Here is a 26,299-nt window from a genome sequence, read left to right as displayed (position 1 = left end):
GTGTCCTGGCGCGGCGTCCGCAACGTCAGCGCAGCCGCGGCAGGAAGCCCAGGCGGTCGTTGACGCGCTGCAGCGTCTTGAACGCCACCTGCTCGGCGCGCTCGGCGCCGGCGGCCAGCACCGACTCCAGTTCGGCCGGGTCGGCCAGCAGCTCGTCGACCCGGTTCTTGATCGGGGTGACGTACTCGACGACGGCTTCGGCGGTTTCCTTCTTCAGGTCGCCGTAGCCGCGCCCCTCGTACCCGGCCACCAGCGTGTCGATGGCGGTGCCGGTCACCGCCGACTGGATGGTCAGCAGGTTGGAGATACCCGGCTTGGCCTCGGTGTCGAATCGGATCTCGCGCTCACTGTCGGTCACGGCCGAGCGAATCTTCTTGGCGCTCTTGGCCGGATCGTCGAGCAAGTTGATCAGCCCGGCGTCGGTGGCCGCCGATTTGCTCATCTTCGCGGTCGGGTCCTGCAGGTCGTAGATCTTGGCAGTGGCCTTGGGGATCATGGCCTCGGGCACCACGAAGGTGTCGGGGAACCGCGCGTTGAACCGCTGGGCGAGGTCGCGGGCCAGTTCCAGGTGCTGACGCTGGTCCTCACCGACGGGCACCAGGTCGGTGTCGTAGAGCAGGATGTCGGCGGCCATGAGCACCGGATAGGTGAACAGGCCGATCGTGGTGGCGTCGGCGCCCTGCTTCTGCGACTTGTCCTTGAACTGCGTCATGCGCGACGCCTGGCCGAAGCCGGTGAAACAGCCCAGCAACCAGGCCAGCTGGGTGTGTTCGGCGACGTGGCTCTGCACGAACACCGTGCTGCGGGCGGGGTCGATGCCGAGCGCCAGGTACTGCGCCGCGGTCACCAGCGTCCGGCGACGAAGCGTCTCGGGGTCCTGAGGGACGGTGATGGCATGCAGGTCGACGACACAAAAGAACGCGTCGTAGCCGTCCTGCAGGTGGGCCCAGTTCTGCACCGCGCCCAGGGCATTGCCCAGGTGAAGCGAGTCGGACGTGGGCTGTGCCCCGGAAAAGACGACGCGCTTGTCCGCGCCTGCACCGCTGTTGCTCATGATGGCTCCAATTTTCGCACTGCTGTCATCCGGGTTTCTCCGGGGCTGGCCATCAACGAGGTGTGTCCGGCCCACTCAGGCCCGCGCGATGAAGCGGAACCGGTACAGCGAGTGTGCCAGCGACTACTAATGGATCGTGAGCCCGACAAGGAGAACAAGTGAGCCCCGATCAAACGTCGCCCGGTCACCTGATGGCCGCCGAAATCGCCGAACAGCCGCAGGTCTGGCGCCGGCTGCTTGACGACGGCCGGGAGCCCATCCGCGCCGCTGCCGCCCAGATCGCGGCGGCCGCACCACGATTCGCCCTGTTCGTGGCGCGCGGCACCAGCGACCATGCCGCGCTGTACGCGAAATACCTGGTGGAGATCAACCACGGGCTACCCGCAGGCCTGGTCTCGCCGTCGACCATGACGGTCTACGGCGCCCAACCCAACCTGCGCGACGTGCTCTACGTCGCGGTGAGCCAATCCGGTGGCTCGCCGGACCTGGTGCGTTCGGTAGAGGTGGCCCGCGACAGCGGTGCGCTGACCGTGGCCGTCACCAACAATCCGGCCTCGGACCTCGCTTCGGCAGCGGCGATCCACATCGATGTGCTCGCCGGAGCCGAAAAATCGGTGGCCGCGACCAAGTCCTACACCGCAGAGTTGCTTGCGCTGCAACTGCTGCTCGGCGGCCGTGCCGGTGATGTCGAGGCACTGCCTGATCTCGGCGAGCAGGTGCTCTCCTCCGGCGAGCTGGTGCGTGAGGTCGCGCAGCGGTACCGGTTCGCGCAACGGCTCATCACCACCGCCCGCGGCTACTCCTACCCCACCGCCCGCGAGGCCGCACTCAAGCTGATGGAGACGTCTTACCTTTCCGCGCAGGCATTTTCGGGTGCCGATCTGCTACACGGCCCGCTGGCGACGGTCGACCCGCAGGTGCCTGTACTGGCGGTGGTGCCCGAAGGGGCCGGCGGTCAGGCGATGGCGCCGGTGCTGGAACGACTGGCCGAGCGCAATGCCGACGTGTTCGGAGTCGGCGCGCCCGCGGCACTATCCGGGCTCGCCGGCGGCATCGCGCTGCCCAGCGGCGTCAGCGGCGAGCTCTCCCCACTACTGGAAATCCTTCCGCTACAACAGCTTGCGCTGCACCTGGCGCTCGCCCGCGGCGGTGACCCCGACCAGCCGCGCGGCCTGAGGAAGGTCACGGAGACGCTATGACGCTGAGCACTCATGGCAGGTCGGGCGTGGGCGCCAGACGTTTGAGCACGCTGAGGAAGACGCGGCGCTCCTCGGCGCTCAGTTCACCGAGCCAGTGCTCCTCACCGCGCTGAATGTCTGTCTGCACCGCGTCTTTGAGACGACGTCCCGACGCGGTGATCGACAGTAGGCGGACTCGGCGGTCGTCGGGGTCGGGAGTCCGCTCGATGTAGCCGCGGTCCTGCAGGTCGTCGAGCGTGCGGATGATGCGGGTCTTGTCGGCCCCGATCGCCTGCGCCAGTACGGCCTGCGATCGCATCGGGGTCTCGTCGAGTGTCAGCAGCACGACGTAGCCCCACATGCTCACGCCATGGGCGTCGAGCACCGGTTGCTCGGCGGCGATCAGCTCGCGCAGCAGCGGCGCGAGCAGCGCGGCGAGGTCAGGTCGCTTGGCTGACATCCGATCATCGTAGGCATTGCCATATCGTATGCTCTTGCTTACGATAAGCCTATGCCTACATTATCCACCGATCTCCTCAGCAGTCACCGCGCGGCCGTCCTCGCTTCAGTCGATGTGGTCAACGCCATCGGCAGTTCCGACTTGGGACGGCCGACTCCCTGCACCGCTTGGAATTTGGCCGACTTGCTCGCTCATATGACCGTCCAGCACCGCGGCTTCGCAGCCGCCGCACGTGGCGGTGGCCAGGATCTCGCGCTCTGGGATGCGGCTTCCGTTCGCGACACGCAGGACCCGGTCGGCGACTACGCCTCGGCCGCGCACGATGTGCTGGACGCGTTCGCAGCTGCCGATCCCGACAGTCAGTTCGCACTACCAGAAATGGGCACATCGGTGCCCGCCGAGATGGCGATCGGTTTCCACCTCGTCGACTACGTGGTGCACGGCTGGGACGTCGCCGTCAGCCTCGGCATCCCGTTCACGCCGCCCGACGACGTCGTCGCCGCAGCCCTCCCCGTGACCCTGGCCGTGCCCGACGGCGACTTCCGCAACATGGAGAACTCGCCGTTCGGTCCCGCTCGTAATGGGCTGGCCACCAACGACTTCGACCGCCTACTCCGGCACCTCGGCCGCGACCCGCACTGGGGCGATGCGTTCGACCGCGAGTCACTCCGTCCCGTCCAGTAACTAATTGGGGACTTCCGGCCCTGTTATCAGTAACTTTCGGCCACTGAGGTCAAGTGCTACGTCATCGATACCGTCGGTTGTATGACTTACGTTATCGGACGAGAATGCGTTGATGTCACGGACATGTCTTGCGTGCAGGAGTGCCCGGTCGACTGCATCTACCAAGGCGATCGGGCGCTCTACATCAACCCGCGGGAATGCGTGGATTGCGGTGCCTGCAAGCTGATTTGCCGAGTCGATGCGATTTACTACGATGCCGATCTGCCCGAAGACCAGCTCGCGCACCTCGCTGACAATGCCGCATTCTTCGATGAGGTACTCCCTGGACGCGACGCGCCCCTTGGCTCCCCCGGCGGCGCCAGTGCGATCGGTCGTGTCGGAGTGGACACCCCGCTGGTGTCGGCCCTACCCCTTCGGGGCTAAGCCCACCAGACCGTCGTCGACATCGCGGCCGAGTCCGCACTGGCACGACTGGGCCGCGGCGTAATCCCGTCAGGCGTGCCGCGCCGATTCTTGAGCCAGTTGCATCCGGGACGTCAGCCCGAGTTTGTTGTAGACGTGCGTGAGGTGTGTCTGCACCGTACGCGGTGACACGAAGAGCCTGGTGCCGATGTCCTTGTTGGACAGCCCTTCGTTGACGAGCCGCACGACGTCCAGCTCGGTCGGGGTCAGCGAGGCCCAGCCACTCGCCGGGCGTTTACGTTCGCCGCGGCCGCGTTGTGCGTAGTTGATCGTCTCCTCCGTGGACAGCGCGGCGCCCTCGTCCCACGCCGAGTCGAAATCGCTCTCGCCCAAGGTATTACGCAGCGCCGCAATCTTCGCGTCGTAGTCGGCCTGGTAGATCTGGAATCGGACCTCACCCGTGCGTTGCCGCATCGCTGACGCTGCCCCGAAGAGCCGCACCGCTTCTCGATGACCGCCCGAGCCGGCGGCCAATACCGCGAGGCAGTCGATCACGTCAGGCACGCCCAAGCAGGCTTGCACCTCGACACCGCATGCCAACGCGGCATGAGCATCGCGCTCAGCCTGCCCCAATTGCCCCTGCGCCATCGCAACCCGAGCCCGCATCGTCAGTGCCACCATCTTGTGCCAGCCATTTGTGGTGCCCACGGCATCATCGGCCAACCGAAGCGCCGTCGACAGGTCGCCCTCCGCCAGAGCCACCTGGACCATCGGGGCAATGAACGTCGCCGCGACATCGGGTTGGGCGCTGAGGTCTGGCCAGCCGGTCCGACTGGCCGCGGCAGCCGCCGCGACGTCACCCGTCGCAAGTGCCGCGTAGGCCGATGCCAGGTGGGCAACCCCGGGGTAAATACCGCCGGCCTGCACCGCAACTCGGATGGCCTCGGCGCCCACAGTGCACGCAGCGTCGGTATCGCCGTGGTATGCCAATGCCTGCACTTGGCATTCCAGGGCAATTGATTTCACGACGACGTCGGCGCACGCATCGGCCTCGGCGGCCACTTGGCCGAACTGCGCGATCGCCTCAGTCAGCTCACCACGCCACAGGTGTACCCACCCGAGGTAGAAGCGGCACATCCGCGAATCGAACGGATTTCCGATCGCATCCGCGACCTCACGTCCTTCTTCGACCGCATCGCGCGCGAGAATCGGGTCTCCTGCAATAAAAGCACCGAGCCCCTGCCAGGTGAGGATCTGGCCCAATGTCCACTCATCGCCGAGGGCACGGACGAGATCCAACGCCTCGGTAAAGTACGGCCGCCCCGTGTCCGTCATGAAACCGCTGGTGTACGCGCAGACGGCAAGGGCACGGGCCAGCAGAGCCTGGTCCCCCACATTCCGGGCCAGCGCCAAAGCCTGTTTGGCCTCGCTCTGCTCGACACCCCACTCACCCATCCAGGCATTGATCAATGTCCTCTCGGCCAGCGCACGCGCTTCCACGGCTGCCGAGATGTCGGCGCCGTCGCGATCGGCTTCCGCAAAGGCGGAATCGAACCAGGAGCTCCCCTCTTGCAGCCGCCCACGACCCATCCAAAGTCGTTGCAGCGCTGACGCCAGCACCAATGCCAGCTCGGTCTCGGATTGTTCGCGACTCCAAGCGAACGCCGCCCGCAGGTTGTCGATCTCCGTTTCGACCTGATCAAGCAGTGTGGCGTTGCTCGTCCTGTCCGCAGTGTCGAGCCGCATTGCCATGGCCGTGTAGTGGTCGCGGTGCCGCGCGCGGACGGCCGCGGCCTCGCCTGACTCGCCCAGCTTCTCCAGCGCGTACTGACGCATGGTCTCGAGCAATCGATACCGCGTCCGGCCACCGACGTATTCGGCCACCACAAGCGACTTGTCGACGAGCAGAGCGAGCTGGTCCAGTACCTGATAGCGCTCGGCCTCCGTGCTGGCGGCGACAACTTGCGCGGCATCGAGGTCGAACCCGCCCAAGAAGGCAGCGAGCCTGCGGAACAGGACCCGTTCAGGCTCGGTCAGCAGCGCGTGAGACCAATCCACCGAGGCGTGCAGCGTCTGCTGACGGCGCACCGCCGTGCGGGCACCGCCGGTCAGCAGCCGGAAGCGATCATGAAGGCTGGCAACAATTTCGGCCAACGACAACGCCCGCACGCGCGCCGCGGCGAGTTCGATCGCCAGGGGCATTCCATCGAGACGCCGGCAGATCTCCGCGACGGCCGCGGAGTTGTCGTCGGTGACAGCGAAGTCGGGGCGGGCGAGGCGGGCGCGATCGGTAAACAGTTCGACCGCCTCGTCGGCCAGCGACAGCGACGGTACCTGCCGTGTCACCTCGCCGGGTGCGCCGACGGGCTCGCGGCTGGTGGCCAGCACCGTCGCCGCTGAGCATGACCCGAGGACCGCAACAACCAATTCCGCGCTCGCGTCGAGCAGATGCTCGCAGTTGTCCAGCACAACAAGCAGATTCCGGTCCCCGATGGACCTTGCGAGCGTCTCCATGATGGAGCGGCCCGGCTGGTCTGGGAGGCCAAGCGCCCGGGCCGCCGCGATGGGCACGACGTCCGGATCTGTGATCGGCGCCAGGTCGACGTAGCACGCGCCGTCACGAAGGCCGGGCGCCAAGCGCGCCGCCACCTGGATGGCGAGCCTGGTCTTTCCCGCGCCGCCCGCGCCGATGAGCGTCACCAACCGGTTCTCGTCCAGCAACCGCGTCACGTCGGCCATCTCCGTCTCGCGGCCGACGAAACTCGTCAGCTGCATCGGAAGATTGTGCGCACCAATGGCTTTGGAGGTACGCAGGGGAGGGAAGTCGTTGCGAAGATCGGGATGACATAGCTGCACCACCCGTTCGGGTCGCGGCAGGTCCCGCAGCGCGTGCACGCCGAGGTCGAGCAAGAAGGCGTCGGTCGGCAGCCGATCGATGACCACGTCGCTGGTCGTGCCCGACAGCACCGTCTGTCCACCGTGCGCCAGGTCGCGCAGCCGCGCGGTCCGGTTGATGGTGGGGCCTGCGTAGTTGCCTTCGTCGCGCAACTGGACGTCGCCGGTGTGCAGCCCGATGCGCAGCCGGATCGGCGCCACCGATTCACGCTGGAGCTGCAGCGCGCACGCCACCGCGTCACCGGCGCGGGAGAACGCCGCGACGAAGCTGTCACCCTCACCTTGTTCGACAGGCCGTACCCCGCCATAGGTGGCGATGATGTCCGATATCCGGCGATCGAACTGCGCGACGGCCGCGGCCATCTCGTCCGGTTGGGCCTCCCACAGCCGCGTCGAGCCCTCGACGTCGGCCAGCAGCAACGTCACGGTTCCCGTAGGCAACAGCCCACTCACGGCCAGATCGCTCCAGTTCAACGGCATATCCGCAGGTGAATCAATCTGGCTCATGCTAGCCAGCATCGCGCCGCGGCGGGCGCATTACATCAGCGCAAGCGCGTAGAAAAGCTCAGTTGTACTCGACCGTCACCGGTGCATGGTCGGACCAGCGCAACGCGTACGCCTCGGCCCGCTCCACTCGCGCCGCAACGGCTTTGGGCGCCAACTTGGCGTTGGCCAGGTGGTAATCGATACGCCACCCGGCGTCGTTGTCGAAAGCCTTGCCGCGCCACGACCACCAGCTGTACGGCCCGGCGACGTCGGGGTGCAGTTCGCGCACCACGTCGGTCCAGCCTGCGGCCATCAGGTCGGCCAGCCACTGCCGCTCACTGGGCAGGAACCCGGACTTCTTGACGTTCGCCTTCCACGCCTTCAGGTCCAGCTCCGTCGCGCAGATGTTCCAGTCGCCGCAGATCACGACGTCGCGGCGCGTGCGGCTCAGCTCGGCCATGCGGGCGGCCAGCGCCACCATGAAGCGCTCCTTCTCCACCTGCTTGTCGGTCTCGGCCTCGCCCGTGGGCACGTAGACGCTGGCGATCGTGGCACCGTCGGTGTCGGCCTCCAAATACCGGCCGTGCGCGACGAATTCACAGTCCGGGGTCAGCCCCACCCGCATCGCGGTGATCGGAGCCCGCGACAGCACCGCCACCCCATTGCGGCCCTTCGCGTGCGGTTCAGCCGACGCCAGGTGCCAACCGGAGTCGAGCGCCGGCGCCAAGGCCTGTGCGAGCTGTGCGTCGTCGGCCCGGGTCTCCTGCAGGCAGATGACGTCGGACTTGGTCTCGGCCAGCCATGGCAGCAGCCCGAGGTTCTCCTCGGAGCGTTCCTTGACCGCAGCACGGATGCCGTTGACGTTGATGGTGGTGACGATCACGATGCAGAACCCTAACGTCCCGGTACGACAGTGCACCCGGGGCAAGAGCGCCCCGGGTGCACGTCGTTCGATTTGCGACTACTCCTGAGCGGAATCCAGTGCTGCGTTGAACGTGGTGCTCGGCCGCATCACAGCCGCGGTCTTCTCCGGGTCCGGAGCGTAGTAGCCACCGATATCAGCCGGGCTGCCTTGCGCCGCAGCCAGTTCCGCGACGATCTTCTCCTCGTTCTCGGCCAGCGTCTTGGCCAGCGGAGCGAACTTGGCGGCCAACTCGGCATCCTCGGTCTGCTTGGCCAGCTCCTGCGCCCAGTACATGGCCAGGTAGAACTGGCTGCCCCGGTTGTCCAGTTCGCCGGTGCGCCGTGAGGGACTCTTGTTCTCGTCCAACAGCTTTCCGGTCGCACTGTCGAGCGTCTTGGCCAGCAGCAGGGCCTTGGCATCGTCGGTCTTGTTGCCCAGGTCCTCCAGGCTGGCGCCCAGGGCCAGGAACTCACCCAGCGAATCCCAGCGCAGATGGTTCTCCTCGACCAGCTGCTGCACGTGCTTGGGCGCCGAACCACCGGCACCGGTCTCGTACAGGCCACCGCCGGCCATCAGCGGCACGATCGACAGCATCTTGGCACTGGTACCCAGCTCCAGGATCGGGAACAGGTCCGTGAGGTAGTCGCGCAGGATGTTGCCGGTGGCGGCGATGGTGTCCTGCCCGCGCATCACCCGCTCAATGGTGTGCCGCATGGCGCGTTCCTGCGACATCACGGAGATGTCGAGGCCTTCGGTGTCGTGGTCCTTGAGATAGGTCGCGACCTTCTTGCGCAGTTCGTTCTCGTGCGGGCGCTCCTGGTCCAGCCAGAACACCACCGGCATGCCGGAGAGCCGGGCGCGGGTGACGGCCAGCTTCACCCAGTCGCGGATCGGTGCGTCCTTGACGACCGGCATGCGCCAGATGTCGCCCTCTTCGACGGCCTGGGTCAGCAGCACCTCACCCGAATCGATGTCGACGATGTTGGCGACGCCGTCCTCAGCGATCTCGAAGGTCTTGTCGTGGCTGCCGTATTCCTCGGCCTTCTGCGCCATGAGGCCGACGTTGGGGACGGTGCCCATGGTCGTCGGGTCGAACTGGCCATGGGTCTTACAGAAGTTGATGATCTCCTGGTACATCCGGGAGAACGTCGACTCGGGGTTGACGGCCTTGGTGTCCTTGAGCTTTCCGTCGGCGCCGTACATCTTGCCGCCGAGCCGGATCATCGCCGGCATCGAGGCGTCGACGATGACGTCGGACGGAGAGTGGAAGTTCGAGATACCGCGGGCCGAGTCGACCATGGCCAACTCGGGACGGTGCTCGTGGCACTTGTGCAGGTCGTCGACGATCTCGTCGTGCAGCGACTTGGGCAGCGTCGAAATCTTGTCGTACAGGTCCGAAAGGCCGTTGTTGACGTTCACGCCCAGCTCGTCAAACAGCTTCTGGTGCTTGGCGAATGCGTCCTTGTAGAAGATGCGCACCGCGTGACCGAACACGATCGGGTGGCTGACCTTCATCATGGTCGCCTTGACGTGCAGGGAGAACATGACGCCCGTCTTGTAGGCGTCCTCCATCTGCTCCTCGTAGAAGTCGATGAGCGCCTTCTTGCTCATGTACATCGAGTCGATGATGTCGCCGGCGTCGAGCTTGACGAGCGGCTTGAGCTCAATCGTCTTGCCCGCCTTGGTCTTCAGGACCATCTTGACGTTGCGGGCCTTGTCCAGCGTCATGGACTGCTCGCCGTGGTAGAAGTCGCCGTGCTTCATGGTCGCCACGTGCGTGCGCGACGCCTGCGACCACGGACTCATGCTGTGCGGATGCTTGCGGGCGTACTCCTTCACCGCCTTCGGGGCGCGACGGTCCGAATTGCCTTCGCGCAGAACCGGGTTCACCGCGCTACCGAGACACTTGCCGTAGCGATCCTTGATCGCCTTCTCCTCGTCGGTCTTCGGGTCGCCCGGATAGTCGGGCAGGTTGTAGCCCTTTTCCTTGAGCTCCTTGATCGCCGCGATGAGCTGCGGCACCGACGCGCTGATGTTGGGCAGCTTGATGATGTTGGTCTCCGGCAGCTGCGTCAGCCGGCCGAGCTCGCCCAGATTGTCGGGGACCTTCTGCTCATCGGTCAGATAGTCGCTGAACTCGGCGAGGATGCGGGCCGCCACCGAGATATCACTGGTCTGGACATCGATGCCGGCGGCACCGGCGAAGGTGCGCACGACCGGCAGGAAGGCGTACGTCGCGAGCAGCGGCGCCTCGTCGGTCAATGTGTAGATGATGGATGGTTTCTCGCCACTCATGGTCACTCTCCCGGCGTCACGGACGGTACGTACGAAAATCTATGTCGAGTCCGGCGTCTGCACATGACTACGCGTTGGCACGACGGCTACGAAGTTACCGTGACCGGCGGCGCAAGCTTCCGGTGGTCCGGTCAGACACCCACAGAACTGGATCGATACGGACAGGCTGCGCGAACCGGACCGGCAGCGGCACGCCGTCTCCCACCCACGCCGGCGACACCAGCTAGCAGTTGCCGAGCCACTTGCGATACCCTCGAAAGCGGTCATGAGTGCCAGCGTCAAGCCCCGGCTTGCTGGCCGGCAACCCTCCATCCGCGGTGGGGTGCCCCGGGAGACGACCAGGTTGAGCAGCCGCATACCGGCTGCGAGGCAAGCGCGGGTCCGCCACCACGGACCCGGATGACTGGGTGAGTGGAGGCATTCTATGTGTCGCTGTCCGTGATTCGCAGAGTTCGCGAACCCATTCGTCGTACCTAAAAACTCACAGGAGACACCCCTAACATGACCACTGAGGCCATCGACCCCACCGCAAGCTGGAGCTTCGAGACGAAGCAGATCCACGCAGGTCAGAGCCCCGATAGCGCTACCAATGCCCGCGCGTTGCCGATCTACCAGACGACGTCGTACACGTTCCGCGACACCGACCACGCCGCCGCGCTGTTCGGGTTGGCCGAGCCGGGCAACATCTACACCCGCATCATGAACCCGACCACCGACGTGGTCGAGCAGCGCGTCGCCGCCCTCGAAGGCGGCGTGGCCGCGCTGTTCCTGTCGTCCGGGCAGGCCGCCGCGACCTTCGCGATCCTGAACATCGCCGGCACCGGCGACCACATCGTGGCCTCGCCGCGGCTGTACGGCGGCACGTACAACCTGCTGCACTACACGCTGCCGAAGCTCGGCGTCGAGGTCAGCTTCGTGGCCGACCCCGACGATCTGGACTCGTGGCGCGCCGCGGTGCAGCCCAACACCAAGGCCTTCTTCGCCGAGACCATCTCCAACCCAAAAATTGATGTGCTCGACATTCCTGGTGTTTCGGGCGTCGCGCACGAAAACGGCGTCCCGCTGATCGTCGACAACACCGTCGCCACCCCGTACCTGATCCAGCCGCTGGCCCACGGCGCCGACATCGTCGTCCACTCGGCCACCAAGTACCTGGGCGGACATGGCTCGGCGATCGCCGGCGTCATCGTCGACGGTGGCACCTTCGACTGGACCAACGGCAAGTTCCCCGGCTTCACCGAGCCTGACCCGAGCTACCACGGCGTGGTGTTCGCCGACCTGGGTGCGCCGGCCTACGCACTCAAGGCGCGGGTGCAGCTGCTGCGCGATTTGGGCAGCGCCCTGGCACCCTTCAACGCCTTCCTCATCGCACAGGGATTGGAAACGCTGTCGCTGCGCGTTGAACGCCATGTGTCCAACGCCCAGAAGGTCGCCGAGTACCTCGACGGCCGCCCCGACGTGCTCTCGGTGAACTACGCCGGCCTGCCGTCCTCCCCGTGGTACGAGCTGGGCCGCAAGCTGGCCCCCAAGGGCACCGGTGCGGTGCTGTCATTCGAACTGACCGGAGGCATCGAGGCGGGCAAGGCGTTCGTGAACGCACTGACGCTGCACAGCCACGTGGCGAACATCGGTGACGTCCGGTCGCTGGTGATCCACCCGGCGTCGACGACGCACCAGCAGCTGACCGCCGAGGAGCAGCTGGCCTCCGGAGTCACCCCGGGCCTGGTGCGTCTGGCTGTCGGCATCGAGGGCATCGAAGACATCCTCGCCGACCTGGAGCAGGGATTTGCTGCCGCCGGTTCGGTGGGGGGTGCCGACCGAAAGGCGGCCTTGGTGTGACGATTATCGACGTGCCCGTGTCTGACATTTCCGCAGCGCCGCTGCTGCCTGCCGAAGGCGAGACCGGTGTGGTCAACATCGGCTCGCTGACGCTGGAGAGCGGCATCGTGCTGCCCGACGTGTCCATCGCGGTGCAGCGCTGGGGCGAGCTGTCCCCCGCCGCCGACAACGTGGTGATGGTGCTGCACGCGCTGACCGGCGACTCGCACGTCACCGGTCCGGCCGGGCCCGACCATCCGACCGGCGGCTGGTGGGACGGCGTCGCCGGTCCGGGTGCCCCGATCGACACCGACCGCTGGTGCGCCGTCGCCACCAACGTGCTCGGCGGCTGCCGCGGGTCGACGGGCCCCAGCTCGCTCGCGCCCGACGGAAAGCCCTGGGGCTCCAGGTTTCCCGCCATCACGGTGCGCGATCAGGTGAATGCCGACCTGGCCGCCCTGGCGGCCCTCGGCATCACGCAGGTGGCCGCGGTCGTCGGCGGCTCGATGGGCGGCGCGCGGGCGCTGGAATGGCTTGTGGGACATCCCGATACGGTGCGGGCCGGCCTGGTGCTGGCAGTCGGCGCCCGGGCCACCGCCGACCAGATCGGCACCCAGTGCGCACAGGTCGCGGCAATCAAATCCGACCCGAACTGGGCCGGCGGCGACTACTACCTGACGGGCCACACCCCCGACGACGGCATCCAGATCGCCCGCCGGTTCGCGCATCTGACCTATCGCGGCGAGAAGGAACTCGACGACCGGTTCCGCAACACCGCGCAGAGTCATGAAAAAAGTTCCGCCGACGGCCTTTACGCGGTCGAGAGCTACCTGGAGTACCAGGGTCGCAAGCTGGCCGCGCGGTTCGATGCGGGCACGTATGTGGCGCTGACGGATGCGCTGAGCAGTCACGATGTCGGGCGTGGTCGAGGTGGCGTCGCTGCGGCCTTGTCCAAGTGCCCGGTGCCGGTCATCATCGGGGGCATCACCTCCGACCGGCTGTATCCCATTCGGCTGCAAGAGGAACTGGCCACGCTGCTGCCGGGTTGTCCGGGTCTCGAGGTCATCGAATCCGACTACGGCCACGACGGTTTCCTGGTCGAGACCGACAAGGTGGGCCTGTTGATCCGCCAGACGCTCGACTTGGCCTCCCGGTGACGGGCGAACGCTCGCTGTCCTTCGGGGAGCAGGCTGCTGCCTACGAACGGGGACGCCCGTCGTATCCGCCGGAGTCCATCAACTGGCTGCTGCCGACCGGCGCCGTCGACGTTCTCGACCTCGGCGCCGGTACGGGCAAACTGACCGTCCGGCTGGCCGAACGCGGCCTGACGGTCACCGCCGTCGACCCCATCCCCGAGATGCTCGAGGTGCTCAGCGGATCGCTGCCGTCGGTGCCGGCCCTGCTCGGTACGGCCGAGGAAATCCCGTTGCCGGACAACAGTGTTGACGCGGTGCTCGTGGCGCAGGCCTGGCACTGGTTCGACCCGGAGCGGGCTGCGGCGGAAGTGGCGCGGGTGCTGCGGCCGGGCGGCCGGTTGGGGCTCGTCTGGAACATCCGCGACGAGCGGCTGGGCTGGGTCAAAGAACTGAACCGCATCATCGGCTGCGAGCACGACCCGTCCGCGGATTCGCTGTGCGGCGGCTTCACCGACATCGAGACCCACCGGTTCGAGTGGACGAGTTACCTTACGCCGCAAGCGCTTCTGGACCTCGTCGCGTCCCGGAGCTACTGCATCACCTCACCGGCCGACGTGCGCCGGAAGGTGTTGGGCGAGGTGCGCGAACTGCTGAATACGCATCCGGCATTGGCCAGCAGCACCGGCCTGGCACTGCCGTACGTCACCCACTGCGTGCGGGCGACCCTGGCCTGAGCGATTTGTGCACGTGTGGTGGCGCTCGGCGTCACCCAACGTGCACAACTCACTTCCCGATGAATCCGCCGATAACCGCGGTCCCCGGGCCGACGCGCGCACCAGGCCCGGGCACCGCGGTCGTCGACTGCGCCTCGAGTTCCCCACCGCACTCGGCACACACCGCCTTTGCCGTTGTGACACAGCCGCATTCGTCATGCACCAGCAGCGCCGGGGGTCCGTCGTCCCCCGCTGCCCACTTGTCGCCCCAGGCGAGCAGGGTCACGATCACCGGGTAGAGGTCCCGCCCCTTGTCGGTGAGTACGTATTCGAAACGCGGCGGCGCGCTCTGGTACTGGCGCCGTTCCACGATCGCGTGCCGCTCCAGGTCGTCAAGACGCGCGGCCAGGACGTTCGAGGCGATGCCGAGATCACGGCGGATGTCCTCGAACCGAGCCATGCCTGCGAACAAGTCCCGCAGCACCAGGGCCGTCCACCGCTGGCCCACCACGTCTAGCGCTCGCGCGATCGAGCAGGAGATGTCACCGAAGGACTGCTTGGACATTGCACGAGCCTAGTCCATTGCTTTCTGCAATGGACTCTGTTTAGGTGGGTTGCAAATAACAAGCGACCCGCAGGGGGTTCTGATGACGACAAGCACAGATTCGGTCGCGACGTTCTGCGCGGCCACGCGCACCGGGGATGTCGACCGGTTCATCGCCGCGCTGGCTCCCGACGCCGAGCTCATCTCCCCGTTGTCGGGACGCATGGTGTTCCGCGGCCGGGACGATCTCCGCGTCCTGCTGACCGCGGTCTACTCCGGCATGCGAGACCTGGAGTGGGAGAACGTCATCGGCGACGGACCGACGCGCGTCGCGGTGAGCCGCGGGCGCATCGCGGGCCTCACCATCACCGACGCCCTGGTGTTCGAACTCGACGATGCCGGACTGATCCGGCGGCTGCGCCCGCATCTGCGGCCGTGGCTCGCGGTGACGGTCTTCGCCTTGCTGCTCGGTCCCAAACTCGCCGCCCGTCCCGGCGTCGCACGCCGCGCGCTCAGGCGCTGATCTCAGCCGGACCGAACCACCGCTCCAGGGCCGCACGTAGGTCCTCGGCATCCGCCGCAGCGAAAGCGTCTGCAGCCCAGGCGACATAGCCGTCGGGCCGGATCAGCATCGCGGCGGGCCCGTCGGCCATGGCGGCGACCACCATGTCGACGCTGCGGTCCCATGGCACGGCGACCTCTGCCGCCCCACCGCCGGCGAGGTCGAGCAGCACACCCCGACCATGGTGCAGCAGATCGGTCAGCCGGCGACCGTCGTCCAGCTTCGCTTCCGGCACCATGAACCCAGTCAGCCGGTGTGGGGTGCCACCCATGTCGTAGCGAACATCCGCGCCTGCCAGTAGTCCGGCCATATGGGCGGTCGTATCGGGCAGCTCGAATAGCTCGCCCAGAAGCGTGCGCAAGGCGCGCACCTCGGGTCCGGGCGCGGTGAGCGCGATCTGGGCCAGCGAATGCATCATGACGCGCTCGCCGACCGGATAGCGCTCGGATTCATAGGTGTCGAGTAATTCCGCTGGCGCCCAGCCATTGATGACAGCAGCCAGCTTCCAGCCCAGATTCAAGGTGTCCTGCAGACCGAGGTTCAACCCCGGACCACCCATCGCCGAATGCACATGTGCGGCATCACCGATCAGCAGAATGCGGCCGGACCGGTAGGCGTCGGCCTGCCGGGTGTTCTGGCCGTCGATACGGCGCATCGCGAACGGACCGGGTCCGGTCGGCACTTCGAACGGCACGTCGACCCCGAGCACTCGGCGCAGGCTCTGCCGGAGTTCGTCATACGTCAGCTCCCCCGGCGCATCCTCGGGCAGCGAACCGAACTCGAGGGTGCCCAGCATCGGCGGATCTCCGTGCGCCTCGAAGAAGATCACCATACCGGTGTCATAACGGTTGTGCCCGAACGGAATCCGCCCGAATCCGGGCACATCGAACCCGCCGTCGGGGGTGCGGAGCTCGTCGGCGATGCACACGTGCGCCAACCGGGCCACCGTCGGCGACGTGTGTCCGGGAAAGCCGATACCCGACTGCTTGCGGACGGTGCTGCGGCCACCGTCGGCACCCACCAGCCAATCCGCTTCCAGCACATATGCGCCGTCGGGCGCGGCCACATCGACGGTGACACCGTCAGGCCCGGCCGACAGCGCGGTCACGGCGTGTCCCCAACGCACCTCGACCCCGAGAGTCTGGGCCCGGTCGTACAGCAACTGGACCAACCGGGGCTGCTTCATCAGCACAGCACGCATCGGATTACTCTCGACGCCACCAAAATTCAGCGGCAGGCCGGAGAACATCCAGCCGTAAGCGGGCTGCGGTGCGTTGGGATCGCCCGTGAATGCCTCGTAGAGACCCCGCATGTCGAGCTGCCGGATCACCTGCCCGACAAGGCCGTTGGCCTTGGGTTCGTCGCCGGGCCCGGGCAGCGCGTCAAGGATGACCGGTTTGATGCCGGCGAGGGCGAGTTCGCAGGCCATCATCAGGCCGTTGGGTCCGGCGCCGGAGATCAAAACGTCAGCGGGCATGGTCACTCCTTCGTTCTGTTTGGTTCAGGCAGTCCCGCGATGACGGCATCGAAACCCGCGCGCATCAGGTGGGTGATGGGCACCGGCGGATCGGCGTTCGCGTAGGCCTCCATCGCGGTGTCGCCGATGGCGCGGACCACGGCAACCACCAGGCGCGGGTACATGTCGTCAGGGCCGAGGCCGGTTCGCTCGGCGATGGCCGCCACCCAGTCTTCGTAGAGGTCGTGTGGCACCGCGTTACGAACCTCGGTTCGCATCATCAGTTTTCGCACTTCGACGAGTTCTCGGCGGTCCGGGACCAGATCGGCACCCGTGATGTCGACCATGTCCGCTTCGAGCGTGCCCGTCACGGCCTCGATGATCGACGTCCACAGCGGTTCATCGGCAGGCCGCGACCGGAACGCCGCGACACTGCGCCGCATCCGCTCGGCAATGCGGTAGGCCAGCGCCTCGTACTTGCCGGTGAAGTAGTTGTTGAAGGTCCGCAAGGACACTCCGGCCAGTGCCGCGATTTCCTCGCGAGTGACGGCGTCCAGCCCACCGCGGTCGAACGCCAGCTGCAGCGCCGCGTCACTGAGCGCTCGGCGCGTGTCGAGCTTCTTTCGTTCGCGCAAACCAGTCTCAGCTGATTCGGTCATGGCACCACCATACGGATAATTTTGCATATCGGGCAAGTTTGCCCAGCGGGCAATTTCCTGTGAATTTGACTGACTCAAGTCATTGACTATGGTCAGTAAATCGAGTACAACTTGAGCCACCATGACCCGCGCCACCGCCAAACCCTCGCTGCGAGAAGCCAAACGGCTGGAAACCCGTCAGCGTGTGCTCGATGCCGCGGTCACCGAATTCAAGCGCGCGGGAATGGCAGATGCCGATGTCGGCGCCATCATCAGAGCGGCCGGCGTCGCCCACGGCACGTTCTACTTCCACTTCCCCACCAAAGAACACGTGCTGTTCGAACTCGAGCGCCAAGCCGAGGAGTCCGCGGGTAACGAGCTCGCCAAGTTCCTGCAGACCCCACACACCCTCGAAGCGGCGCTCAACGAGGTGGTCCGGGTCATCGTGGCCGTGGAACAGCGGCTCGGCCGGTTGCTCTTCAAAGACGTACTGGCCCTGCACTTCTCCTCGAACCGCCCGCTGGACGACGAATGGACCGACCACCGGGTGATCGTGCTGGTGGTCCAGGAGATCGAACGCGCACGCCAGGCCGGCGAAGCCGATGCGGACGTCGACCCATTCCACAGCGCGGTCTACTTCCTGCTCAGCCTCTACGCCCTGCTGACCACAAGTCGCGGGGCGGACCAGATCCGCACCGCGCTGCTGGACAACTTTGTCAACACCGCGCTGCGGGGTATCGCAGCCCGCTAACCGGAGGAGACATCCATGTGGCAGGAAATCGCCCGGCTCGCCATCGCGTGGGGCGCCATGGCCGCCCTCATCGCCTTCTGGTACTGGATGTTCTCCAACATCGGGACCTTCTGAGAAACCCGGTCCGCAAGTGTCCCAGTCGATTACGCCCGCTGAGCTCGAGCGGGCCTGCGCGGTGACCGCGGTCGCGCTGTCGGAACGACGACGGACCGGGGTACGGCTGATCTCCGGCGAGCAGCGCCGCTTCGGGCTCAGTGCCAGCCGGACCGTCGTCCACGTCCCGTACCCGGCGCCCGCAGCCGACTGGTCGTTGCGGACCTACAGCTGCGGCATCGCCCTGCAGTGCGCGCCGTCGAAAGACCGGATCGCGCAGTATCCGCTGCACCGGTTGTCCGCGCGGGAACTCGCTGCGCTCAAGCTGGTCGAGGGCGGAGTTGCGCTGGGCTGGGTGGCGGGCCGGTGGCCCGGCCTGCTCCCGGAAGCGCACCGGACGCTCCCAGGGCTGGAACCGGCTGACCCAGATCTCGATGCGAGCGAAATCCTCAGTCGAACAGACGCATTGGCGCGGTCCGGGGCCCGGCTGGCGGACTACCCGGTGCTGGGCGCACCGCCGCTCAGCGCGGTCGCCACCCGGACGTTGGCAAGCGCGGTCCGGCGGACGTTCGGGCGCATGCCGTGGACGTCGTCGCGCTCGGACGCCCAACGCCTGATGTCGATCCCGGTCGGCGGCGAAGGCGGCGTGCGCAACGCCAACCTGCCACCGGCCAGCCGGCCCGAGGACGACGACCTGGACGTCCGGGCCGACCAACGCGCCGGAATCCCCTACCCCGAATGGAATTCGTGGCGTGGGGCGTTCCTGCCCAATCACGTCGCGGTCCTGGAACGCCGGCAGACCCTGCACGAGCGGCGCGGCAGCGCGGCACCGGACATCCGGCGCTGGTTCGACGAACCCACCCACCGCACGATGACCAATCGGCTCGAGGATGGCAGCGATCTGGACGTCGATGCCTACGTCGCGGCCTATGCGGACGCGCGCGCGGGTTCGCCGCAGGAGCCGAAGGTGTTCCGCGCCTTGCTGCCGAGTGCGCGCGACACCGTCACCGCCGTGCTGATGGACGGCAGCTCGTCGTTGGGTGTCCATCAGGGCCGGGTGTTCGACCTCGAATTGGCCTGCGCCGACGCACTTTCCCGGGCCATGACGGTCTCGCGGGAGCGGCACGGCATCTTCGTCTTCAGCGGCAACACCCGTCACCGCGTCGAGGTCCGGTGCCTGAAGGACTTCAGCGACAACCACTTTGCGTTACCCAGCAAGTCCGGTCTGGTGACGGGCGGCTATACGCGGCTCGGCGCACCGATCCGGCACCTGACCAGCCGCCTGCTGACCCAGCCCGCGGGGCGTCGCCTGCTCATCGTGATCGGCGACGGCCTCATCTCCGATGAGGGCTACGAAGGCCGGTACGCGTGGGCCGACGTCGCACATGCGGTCGGCGAGGCCGACGAGGCGGGCGTCGGCGTCTACTACCTGGGCCTGGGACCGGTCCGGGTGGATCCGCTACCCGAGGTGTTCGGCTCCCGACGGTCCCGGCGGATCCGTCGCATCGAGGAACTCCCCCGCGTCCTGGCGCACGTGCACCGAGAGTTGGTTTCCGCATGAGGGATTGGGCCGCAACCGATTCGCCGTACCTGCCGGCCGGCAACGAGGTGACCACGTTCCGCCAGGCGTATCAGCGCCGGCTGCCGGTCATGCTCACCGGACCGACGGGCTGCGGCAAGACTCGATTCGTCGAGCACATGGGCACCGTGCTGGGTCGCCCCGTGCTGACCATCAGTTGTCATGACGATCTGACGAGTTCGGACCTGGTCGGCCGGTTCGTCGTCGCCGGCGGCGATGTGATCTGGACCGACGGCCCGTTGACCCGCGCCGTGAAAGACGGCGCCATCTGCTATCTCGACGAGGTGGTGGAGGCGCGCCACGATTCACTGGCAATCCTGCACTCGCTGACCGATCATCGGCGGACCCTATATCTGGACCGGGCCGGCGAGGTGGTCCCGGCGCCCGATTCGTTCCTGCTGGTCTGTTCGTACAACCCCGCCTACCGTCATTCGCTCAAGGACCTCAAGCCGTCGTTCCGGCAGCGGTTCGTCACCATCGCGATGAACTATCTGGCACCCGAACGCGAGGCCGACGTCTTGGTCGGAGAAACGGGCATCGACATCGGTGCCGCACAGTGGCTCGTGCAGTGCGCCAACAGTATTCGTCAGGCCGACGACGCTTTTCACTTCGAGCCGCCGTCCACGCGGGTGCTGGTCACCGCAGCGCATCTGATCGCCGCGGGGGCCGACGAGATGTCGGCCGCCGAAGCCGCCGTGCTGGCGCCGCTGAGCAGCGACGGCGCCATCGGGGATGGTCTGCGCGAGATCGCCGCGGCATGCCTGCAACCGGCGGTCATCCATTGATCACGAACATCCCTGTCAGAAAAGGAGATTCACGTACATGAACGAGCAGGATCGCAAACGCAAGTGGGCACTGATCGTCTTCCAGCTGTTCGCGTACGGATGGCTGCTGGCGATGTTCCTGATCCAGTTGCACATGTCGATCGTCCGGGGCTGGTGGTCGCTGTGAGCGCGACGACGGTGCCGGCCGTCAGCTACGACCAGCACCACGACGAATCCCGGCTCGCGCAACGGCAGGCGGACCGCTGGCTGATCACCGGCACCCTGTTGATGGGGTCGATGTTCATCGGCTTCGTCGGGCTGCCGTTCTTCCTGCGCGGCGTCTGGCTGCAACGGCGTGCGCAAAAGGCCGGGCTGTCGGTGCGACCGATCATCGTGACACTCATCGGCTATCTGGTGATCCTCGACGCCGCGCTCAACAGCATCGGGTGGTCACTGGACCTGCTGGCCAACCACACCCTGCTGAACCGCACCATCATCACCGCGTGGGGCAACATGTTCGACGCCGGATACTTCTGGCACTACAACGAACTGTGGATCGGCGGAGCGGGCGCACCGGGTGAAAAGGCCTGGGAGGTCGCGCTGATCCTGACGGTGTTCACCATGCGCATCGCCGCCGGTATCGCGTTCCTGCAGATGAAGCGATGGGGCCACCAGTGGCTCATCATCACCTGCTGGTTCGGCATCGTCATCTGGATCGGCTACACGTTCAACATGACGATGTTCGCCGATATCCGTTATGCCGGAGTGGTTTTCCCGGTCGTCGGCTGGTGGCTGTACGACATCTTCTACATCACGCCGTTCCTGGCCATCCCCTATCTGCACACCGTCAATCGCGAAATCTTCAGCGACTAAAGGACATCCCATGAGCATCGCCGACACCGAGTCGCCCAAGGCGGACGACACCCTGCCGCTGGGCACCACGCCCGTCTACGCCAACATGCACAAGTGGCTCAAGCGCGGCCTCTTCGTGTGCCTGTTCGGCCTCGTCATCGAAGGTTCGTTCACCATGCCGGCGCTGGCCGTCTGGTACGGCTGGCCGACATTGTCGTTCAGAGAGATCTGCAGCGAGCTGATGAAGGTGCGCTACTCCGACGACACCGTGGAATGCAAGTTCCCGTACGACTTTTCGGGTGCGCCGTTCGGTGGACCCGCAGAAGCGACCGGGCAGAAAACCGCGCAGGACACCTGGGGCGTACAACCGGTGCCCCACTATCACCGACTCGGCTTCCGCGAGCTCGTGCAGATTCACGAAGACCGGCTCGCCCGCACCGGCGGCCACTGACGGCGACTTGTGCACGATTTTCCGCGGCGACCGCGGAAAATCGTGCACAAATCCCAGAGGATCAGAAGGCGTAGGCGCCGAACCGGCCCCAGGCGACGAACAACGCCAGGCCGAGCAGCACCACGTTGACCGCCACGTTCGGGTACTCCTTGCGACGGCCGTGCGTGACGATCGCGCCCACCATGACCACCGCCAGGCCGATGGCGGCCAGCGGGGCGAGCACCGGGAGAATGTGCACCAGCGGCGGCACGATCAGGCCGATCGCGCCGGCCACTTCGGCCACGCCGATCCCGCGGATGGCGTTCGGGTCCACGTCGGCAAGCCCGCCCAGACCCTGCGCAACCAGCTTCTCCTTGGGAAGAACCAGCTTCATCACGCCGCTTCCGGCGAAGACGAAAGCCAGTACGCCGGCGACGATCCACAGTGCCGTGTTCATGTTGAGCTCCTCAGGTCTGAAGTTCGCGGTCGGAATGACCTAGTCGATTAAACGGACTTTAGTCCGATTCAATTCCTGGCGCGAACACAGGTCGAACGCGTCGCCGCTACAGTGGCGCGACGCGATCCGCCCAGGGCATCGCTTCCTCGAGTTGAGCGGCCAACCGAATGAGTAGCGATTCACCTCCGAGAGGAGCCACGAACTGGACACCGAGTGGCAGTCCGTCTGCGGTCCAGTGCAGCGGCAACGAAATAGCCGGGCGGCCGGTCAGATTCGCCAGTTGCGTATATGGCACCCAGCCGAGGTTCTTCTCCACCATGTCGTCGACGATGTTCGTGTATCGCAGTAGGGATGCGGTGCGGGTCTTGAGCAACACGTCGACCGCGGGCCGCAGTGCGGCCGGCAGATCGAACTCGCCGACCTTCGGGGGCGGGGTCGCCAACGTCGGCGTCAGCAGCAGGTCGTAGGACTCGAAGAATGCGGTGAGGCGGCGGGCATGGTCGTGACGCCGCTGGACGGCGGCCACGTAGTCGACGCTGCTCGTCGCGCGACCGAGCGCGGCCATGATCAGCGTGTCGCGCTCGAACGAATCATCGCCCGCACCCGTCAGTCGTTTGGCTTCGGCGACCTCCCATGCCAAGAAGACGAACCAGGTGAGCAGGAAGTCTCGCGCCAACTCGCCGTCATCGAACGGCGCCTGCCGCAGTTCCTCCACGTGGTGGCCGAGGTCGATCAGGCTTCTCACCGCCGCCTCCACCGCCGCGAACGCCTCAGGGTGCGGCGTCGGCGTGATCGCGGACGGCACCCGTACACCGATCCGCAGTTTCTGCGGGTTCTCGCCCACAGCCGACGCGAACGACGACGTCGGCAGCCCTGGCACGAAAGGCCCGCAGGGGTCGCCCCCGCTGATGACGTCGAACATCGCGGCGGTGTCGCGCACCGTCCGCGAGACCACCCCCTGCACCGCCGCGCCGTGCATCAACTCACCGGCTCCGGGACCGAACGGCGTCAACCCCCGTCCGGGCTTCAGCCCGACCAGTCCGCAACAGGCCGCCGGGATACGCGTCGATCCGCCACCGTCATTCGCGCCGGCACAGGGAACGATTCCGGCGGCGACCGCGGCAGCCGAACCGCCCGACGATCCGCCCGGCGTTCGCGTCAGGTCCCATGGATTGCGCGCGGGACCCCAGACCTCGGGTTCGGAAATGGCTTTCGCCCCGAACTCCGGCAGGTTGGTCTTGCCGAATATCACCAACCCTGCGTCGATCCAGCGCTGCACGATCGTCGCGTGTTCCTTGGCGGGCAACGCTTTCAAAGAACGCGATCCGTGCGAGCTCGGTGTGCCTGCGTAGTCCTGCCCCAGGTCTTTGATCAGGAACGGCACTCCCGCAAACGGGCCGTTGAGTTCGTCCGCCGGTTTCGTGACGGGCACATCACGGACGATGGCATTGATCCTGGGATTCACCGCCGCAGCCCGTTCCCGGGCCAGCGTCAACAATTCCGCCGCCGACACCTCTTTGTCGGCGACCAGCTTCGCCAACCCGGTGGCGTCGTATCTGCGGTACTCATCGAAGTTCACCGTCTGATCTTCAGTGCGGCCGGAAACTCGCTCTTGACATATCGAGACACGGATTTCGACACTGACGAACGTGGATGAGTCGATACGAGCCGGCGTGCTGCAGGACTTCGCCCCGTTCATCCGCGAACTCGGCGGCAATCCCGACCGGTTGTACAGGCAGAGCGGGCTGGATCCAGCTGCACTGGGTGACCCCGAATCCATGGTGCCCCTCGACGTGCTCGCGCTCCTGCTCGAGAACGCCGCTCAACATCACCGACTGCCCACGCTCGGCCTCCGACTGGGAAGCCGCCAGGACCTGTCGATACTGGGCCTGCTCGCTGTGGTCGTCCAGAACAGCGGCACGGTGTACGAAGCCGCGGTCAGCGCATCTCGATACCTGTTCTTTCACAGCCCGAGCTACGAGCTGGTCATCGAGGACCCCAGCCTGCACCTGCCCGGCTGCATCACGGTGCGGTTCGACGTCCAACTCGAGCGGGCGGTCCCGCAGCGGCAGCTGATCGATGCGTACCTATCGTCGACCTACCGGATGGCGCAGGCGCTGTCACCTACTCCCCTGCACCTACGAGGGGTATCCATCCCACACACGCCGGTCGGACAACGCAGCGTCTACCGTACGCATTTCGATGCCCCCGTCTCTTTCGAGCAGCCCTATGCCGCAATACATTTGGACCGTCATCTCCTGAACACCAGGATCAGGGCCATCAAGCCGCACCTCCGCAACCAGGCGATCGCGTACATCGCCACCCGTTATCCCGCAGCCGGACAAAGCCTTTCGGAACGCGTACAGCGCACATTGAAGAGCACCATAGGAGCAAATCGGGGCACCAAGGCAGAGGTCGCAGATCTGCTCAACATGCACCCTCGGACGTTGCAACGCAGATTGTCAGACGAGCACGCCACGTTCGAGGACATCCGAGCCGATGTCTACCGGTCGGCGACGCGCCGACTGCTGCTCGAAACCGAGCTTCCCCTAAGCCAAGTCGCCGCCGCCCTGGGCTACTCCGAACATTCGTCCATGACGAGGTCGGTCAAGCGATGGTTCGGTGTCACCCCGGCACAACTGCGCAAGGACGGCCCGGTGGCAACCTAGGCAGTACCCAATGGGTTGATGGTCCACGCGACGTACAGCATCACGGCGCTGACGGAGGCCGTCGTCGCGACGTCGATGATCCGGCTGCGCACCACCAGCAGGCCGGCGCGGTCGTCGGTCAGCAGCAGCCGCATGGCGGCGGCGATACCGACACCGATCGCCATCACCAGCGCGCCGCGGCGCCAGTAGCCGCCGATCACCAAGGCGAACGCCACCACGAAGAACACGCCCACCGACAGGATCGGCCATTGGCCAGCGAACACCTTGCGGGCGAATTCCTTTGCGGTCAAGACAGTTTCGCCTCTTCCGCCTCGACGACGTTGGCCAGCAGGAAGGCGCGGGTCAGCGGCCCGACGCCACCGGGATTCGGCGAGATGGCGCCGGCCACCTCCCAGACGTCGGGGTGCACGTCACCGGCGAGCTTGCCGTCGACCCGGCTGACGCCCACGTCGACGACGGCCGCGCCCGGCTTGACCATGTCAGCGGTCAGCATGTGCGGCACGCCGACGGCGGCGATGATGATGTCGGCCTGCCGGGTCAGGGCAGGCAGGTCGCGAGTTCCGGTGTGGCACAACGTCACTGTCGCGTTCTCCGAACGCCGGGTGAGCAGCAGCCCCATCGGCCGGCCCACGGTGACACCGCGGCCGATCACCACGACGTGCGCGCCGGCGATCGGCACCTCGTAGCGGCGCAGCAGGTGCACGATGCCGCGCGGCGTGCACGGCAGCGGCGCGGGCTCGTTCAACACCAGCCGGCCGAGGTTCGTCGGGTGCAGTCCGTCGGCGTCCTTGTCGGGGTCGATGCGCTCCAGCGCGGCGTTCTCGTCGAGGTGCTTGGGCAGCGGCAACTGCACGATGTAGCCGGTGCACTCCGGATTGGCGTTCAGCTCGTCGATGACGGCGTTCAGCTCGACCTGGCTGATGTCGGCGGGCAGGTCCCGGCGAATCGAGTTGATGCCGACCTTGGCGCAGTCGGCGTGCTTGCCGCGCACATAGGCGTGTGAGCCCGGGTCGTCGCCGACCAGCACGGTGCCCAGACCCGGTGTCCGGCCGGCAGCGGCCAGCGCCGCCACCCGCTTGGTCAGGTCAGTGAAGATCTCGTCGCGTGTGGCCTTGCCGTCCAGCGTGATTGCACCCACGACGAACATTGTGTCAGGCGCGGTGGAACCGGCGTTGACACCACCCGACACCACGTGGTCAGCTGCGTCGGTGAACACCCAGCCCAATGTGTCCACTGACGTTTTCAGTGAAGCCAAACTCGGTCCGATCACGCTGCGCAACCGGATCATCAAGGCCGCGACGTTCGAAGCGTCCACCCCTGATGCCCTGGTCACCGACGATCTGATCCGGTATCACCAGCTGCCCGCGGCCGGCGGCGTCGGCATGACGACCGTCGCCTACTGCGCGGTGTCCCCCGGTGGCCGCACCGACGGCTGGCAGATCTGGATGCGACCGGAGGCCATCCCCGGCCTGCGCAAAC

The 26,299-nt window shown here is 66.4% G+C and carries 26 protein-coding genes, 1 pseudogene and 1 riboswitch; of the genes and pseudogenes, 15 read left to right on the top strand and 12 right to left on the bottom strand.

Features of this window, described 5'->3' with window-relative positions; translation table 11 throughout:
• Window positions 1–25 precede the first annotated feature (25 nt).
• Window positions 26–1,054 carry a tryptophan--tRNA ligase gene (gene trpS, locus TL10_RS17915; RefSeq protein WP_043986666.1) on the bottom strand — a complete coding sequence of 343 codons (1,029 nt, stop codon included), beginning with the start codon at window positions 1,052–1,054 and terminating at the stop codon, window positions 26–28.
• Window positions 1,055–1,245: 191 nt separating this feature from the next.
• Between trpS and TL10_RS17910 the strand changes: the two genes are divergently transcribed.
• Window positions 1,246–2,253, top strand: a complete 1,008-nt coding sequence (locus TL10_RS17910; RefSeq protein WP_043986665.1) for an SIS domain-containing protein — start codon at window positions 1,246–1,248, stop codon at window positions 2,251–2,253.
• Window positions 2,254–2,263: 10 nt separating this feature from the next.
• On the opposite strand, the gene TL10_RS17905 is transcribed toward TL10_RS17910, so the two are convergent.
• Window positions 2,264–2,692: a MarR family winged helix-turn-helix transcriptional regulator gene (locus tag TL10_RS17905; RefSeq protein ID WP_043986664.1), complete on the bottom strand. Its 429-nt coding sequence runs from the start codon at window positions 2,690–2,692 to the stop codon at window positions 2,264–2,266.
• A 51-nt stretch (window positions 2,693–2,743) separates the two neighbouring features.
• Here TL10_RS17905 and TL10_RS17900 point away from each other — a divergent pair, with 51 nt between their 5' ends.
• Entirely contained in the window at window positions 2,744–3,376 is a 633-nt protein-coding gene (locus TL10_RS17900) for a TIGR03086 family metal-binding protein (RefSeq protein WP_043986663.1), read from the top strand.
• An 81-nt stretch (window positions 3,377–3,457) separates the two neighbouring features.
• Window positions 3,458–3,799 carry a ferredoxin gene (gene fdxA / locus TL10_RS17895; RefSeq protein ID WP_043986662.1) on the top strand — a complete coding sequence of 114 codons (342 nt, stop codon included), beginning with the start codon at window positions 3,458–3,460 and terminating at the stop codon, window positions 3,797–3,799.
• Window positions 3,800–3,868: 69 nt separating this feature from the next.
• Here the strand turns inward: fdxA and TL10_RS17890 are convergent, their stop codons facing one another.
• The 3 genes from TL10_RS17890 to TL10_RS17880 all read right to left on the bottom strand — a co-directional run bounded on the left by TL10_RS17890 (window position 3,869) and on the right by TL10_RS17880 (window position 10,358).
• Complete coding sequence (locus TL10_RS17890) at window positions 3,869–7,192, bottom strand: helix-turn-helix transcriptional regulator (protein ID WP_082067987.1); 3,324 nt, start codon at window positions 7,190–7,192, stop codon at window positions 3,869–3,871.
• Between the two features lie 46 nt (window positions 7,193–7,238).
• Window positions 7,239–8,042, bottom strand: coding sequence for an exodeoxyribonuclease III (locus TL10_RS17885; protein ID WP_043986661.1), 804 nt, complete (start codon window positions 8,040–8,042; stop codon window positions 7,239–7,241).
• Window positions 8,043–8,120: 78 nt separating this feature from the next.
• Window positions 8,121–10,358: an NADP-dependent isocitrate dehydrogenase gene (locus TL10_RS17880; RefSeq protein WP_043397676.1), complete on the bottom strand. Its 2,238-nt coding sequence runs from the start codon at window positions 10,356–10,358 to the stop codon at window positions 8,121–8,123.
• Window positions 10,359–10,619: 261 nt separating this feature from the next.
• Window positions 10,620–10,740: riboswitch (SAM riboswitch) on the top strand.
• 119 nt (window positions 10,741–10,859) lie between these two features.
• On the opposite strand from TL10_RS17880, the gene TL10_RS17875 reads away from it, so the two are divergent.
• The 3 genes from TL10_RS17875 to TL10_RS17865 are packed head-to-tail and all read left to right on the top strand — an operon-like array spanning window position 10,860 to window position 14,046.
• The gene (locus TL10_RS17875) at window positions 10,860–12,197 is read left to right on the top strand and encodes a bifunctional o-acetylhomoserine/o-acetylserine sulfhydrylase (RefSeq protein ID WP_043986659.1); all 1,338 of its coding nucleotides are present in this window, start codon (window positions 10,860–10,862) and stop codon (window positions 12,195–12,197) included.
• A 17-nt stretch (window positions 12,198–12,214) separates the two neighbouring features.
• Entirely contained in the window at window positions 12,215–13,333 is a 1,119-nt protein-coding gene (gene metX / locus TL10_RS17870) for a homoserine O-acetyltransferase MetX (protein WP_390892687.1), read from the top strand.
• Window positions 13,330–14,046: a class I SAM-dependent methyltransferase gene (locus TL10_RS17865; RefSeq protein ID WP_043986658.1), complete on the top strand. Its 717-nt coding sequence runs from the start codon at window positions 13,330–13,332 to the stop codon at window positions 14,044–14,046. The genes metX and TL10_RS17865 overlap by 4 nt, the downstream gene beginning before the upstream one ends.
• 49 nt (window positions 14,047–14,095) lie before the next feature.
• Here the strand turns inward: TL10_RS17865 and TL10_RS17860 are convergent, their stop codons facing one another.
• Window positions 14,096–14,590, bottom strand: coding sequence for a winged helix-turn-helix transcriptional regulator (locus TL10_RS17860; RefSeq protein ID WP_043986657.1), 495 nt, complete (start codon window positions 14,588–14,590; stop codon window positions 14,096–14,098).
• A gap of 82 nt (window positions 14,591–14,672) precedes the next feature.
• Between TL10_RS17860 and TL10_RS17855 the strand changes: the two genes are divergently transcribed.
• A complete protein-coding gene (locus TL10_RS17855) occupies window positions 14,673–15,092 on the top strand; it encodes a nuclear transport factor 2 family protein (protein ID WP_043986656.1) in 420 nt (139 codons plus the stop codon).
• Here TL10_RS17855 and TL10_RS17850 read toward each other — a convergent pair.
• Together TL10_RS17850 and TL10_RS17845 are read right to left on the bottom strand one after the other, a co-directional pair.
• Window positions 15,082–16,608 carry an FAD-dependent monooxygenase gene (locus TL10_RS17850; RefSeq protein WP_043986654.1) on the bottom strand — a complete coding sequence of 509 codons (1,527 nt, stop codon included), beginning with the start codon at window positions 16,606–16,608 and terminating at the stop codon, window positions 15,082–15,084. The two genes, TL10_RS17855 and TL10_RS17850, sit on opposite strands and share 11 nt — an antisense overlap.
• Window positions 16,609–16,610: 2 nt before the next feature.
• Window positions 16,611–17,246, bottom strand: coding sequence for a TetR/AcrR family transcriptional regulator (locus tag TL10_RS17845; protein ID WP_043986718.1), 636 nt, complete (start codon window positions 17,244–17,246; stop codon window positions 16,611–16,613).
• Between the two features lie 121 nt (window positions 17,247–17,367).
• On the opposite strand from TL10_RS17845, the gene TL10_RS17840 reads away from it, so the two are divergent.
• From TL10_RS17840 to TL10_RS17815, 6 genes are all read left to right on the top strand, one after another.
• Window positions 17,368–17,976, top strand: coding sequence for a TetR family transcriptional regulator (locus tag TL10_RS17840; protein WP_043397694.1), 609 nt, complete (start codon window positions 17,368–17,370; stop codon window positions 17,974–17,976).
• Window positions 17,977–18,106: 130 nt separating this feature from the next.
• On the top strand, window positions 18,107–19,630 hold the full coding sequence (locus TL10_RS17835) for a nitric oxide reductase activation protein NorD (RefSeq protein WP_043986653.1): 1,524 nt from the start codon (window positions 18,107–18,109) through the stop codon (window positions 19,628–19,630).
• Window positions 19,627–20,433 carry a CbbQ/NirQ/NorQ/GpvN family protein gene (locus TL10_RS17830; protein ID WP_043986652.1) on the top strand — a complete coding sequence of 269 codons (807 nt, stop codon included), beginning with the start codon at window positions 19,627–19,629 and terminating at the stop codon, window positions 20,431–20,433. The genes TL10_RS17835 and TL10_RS17830 overlap by 4 nt, the downstream gene beginning before the upstream one ends.
• 37 nt (window positions 20,434–20,470) lie before the next feature.
• Window positions 20,471–20,599 carry a hypothetical protein gene (locus TL10_RS31985; protein WP_043397699.1) on the top strand — a complete coding sequence of 43 codons (129 nt, stop codon included), beginning with the start codon at window positions 20,471–20,473 and terminating at the stop codon, window positions 20,597–20,599.
• Window positions 20,596–21,285, top strand: a complete 690-nt coding sequence (locus tag TL10_RS17820) for a hypothetical protein (RefSeq protein WP_043397702.1) — start codon at window positions 20,596–20,598, stop codon at window positions 21,283–21,285. The genes TL10_RS31985 and TL10_RS17820 overlap by 4 nt, the downstream gene beginning before the upstream one ends.
• A gap of 10 nt (window positions 21,286–21,295) precedes the next feature.
• A complete protein-coding gene (locus tag TL10_RS17815; protein ID WP_043397706.1) occupies window positions 21,296–21,715 on the top strand; it encodes a hypothetical protein in 420 nt (139 codons plus the stop codon).
• A gap of 61 nt (window positions 21,716–21,776) precedes the next feature.
• Here TL10_RS17815 and TL10_RS17810 read toward each other — a convergent pair whose 3' ends face one another.
• Window positions 21,777–22,151, bottom strand: coding sequence for a DoxX family protein (locus TL10_RS17810; protein WP_043397709.1), 375 nt, complete (start codon window positions 22,149–22,151; stop codon window positions 21,777–21,779).
• Window positions 22,152–22,257: 106 nt separating this feature from the next.
• On the bottom strand, window positions 22,258–23,730 hold the full coding sequence (locus tag TL10_RS17805) for an amidase (RefSeq protein WP_043397712.1): 1,473 nt from the start codon (window positions 23,728–23,730) through the stop codon (window positions 22,258–22,260).
• Window positions 23,731–23,800: 70 nt separating this feature from the next.
• Between TL10_RS17805 and TL10_RS17800 the strand changes: the two genes are divergently transcribed.
• A complete protein-coding gene (locus TL10_RS17800; RefSeq protein ID WP_081936746.1) occupies window positions 23,801–24,820 on the top strand; it encodes an AraC family transcriptional regulator in 1,020 nt (339 codons plus the stop codon).
• Here the strand turns inward: TL10_RS17800 and TL10_RS17795 are convergent.
• Both TL10_RS17795 and TL10_RS17790 read right to left on the bottom strand, forming a co-directional pair.
• The gene (locus TL10_RS17795) at window positions 24,817–25,110 is read right to left on the bottom strand and encodes a DUF3017 domain-containing protein (protein ID WP_043397716.1); all 294 of its coding nucleotides are present in this window, start codon (window positions 25,108–25,110) and stop codon (window positions 24,817–24,819) included. The two genes, TL10_RS17800 and TL10_RS17795, sit on opposite strands and share 4 nt — an antisense overlap.
• Complete coding sequence (locus TL10_RS17790) at window positions 25,107–25,958, bottom strand: bifunctional methylenetetrahydrofolate dehydrogenase/methenyltetrahydrofolate cyclohydrolase (protein ID WP_043397795.1); 852 nt, start codon at window positions 25,956–25,958, stop codon at window positions 25,107–25,109. Before TL10_RS17790 ends, TL10_RS17795 begins: the two co-directional genes overlap by 4 nt.
• Before the next feature lie 70 nt (window positions 25,959–26,028).
• Here TL10_RS17790 and TL10_RS17785 point away from each other — a divergent pair.
• A pseudogene (locus TL10_RS17785) lies at window positions 26,029–26,299 on the top strand (NADH:flavin oxidoreductase); the annotation flags it as partial.

The organism is Mycolicibacterium llatzerense, from assembly GCF_000878195.1.
Classification (GTDB): Bacteria; Actinomycetota; Actinomycetes; order Mycobacteriales; family Mycobacteriaceae; genus Mycobacterium; species Mycobacterium llatzerense.
The sequence above is the reverse complement of the archived record's forward strand: the minus strand, read 5'-3'. Positions and strand labels throughout refer to the sequence as shown.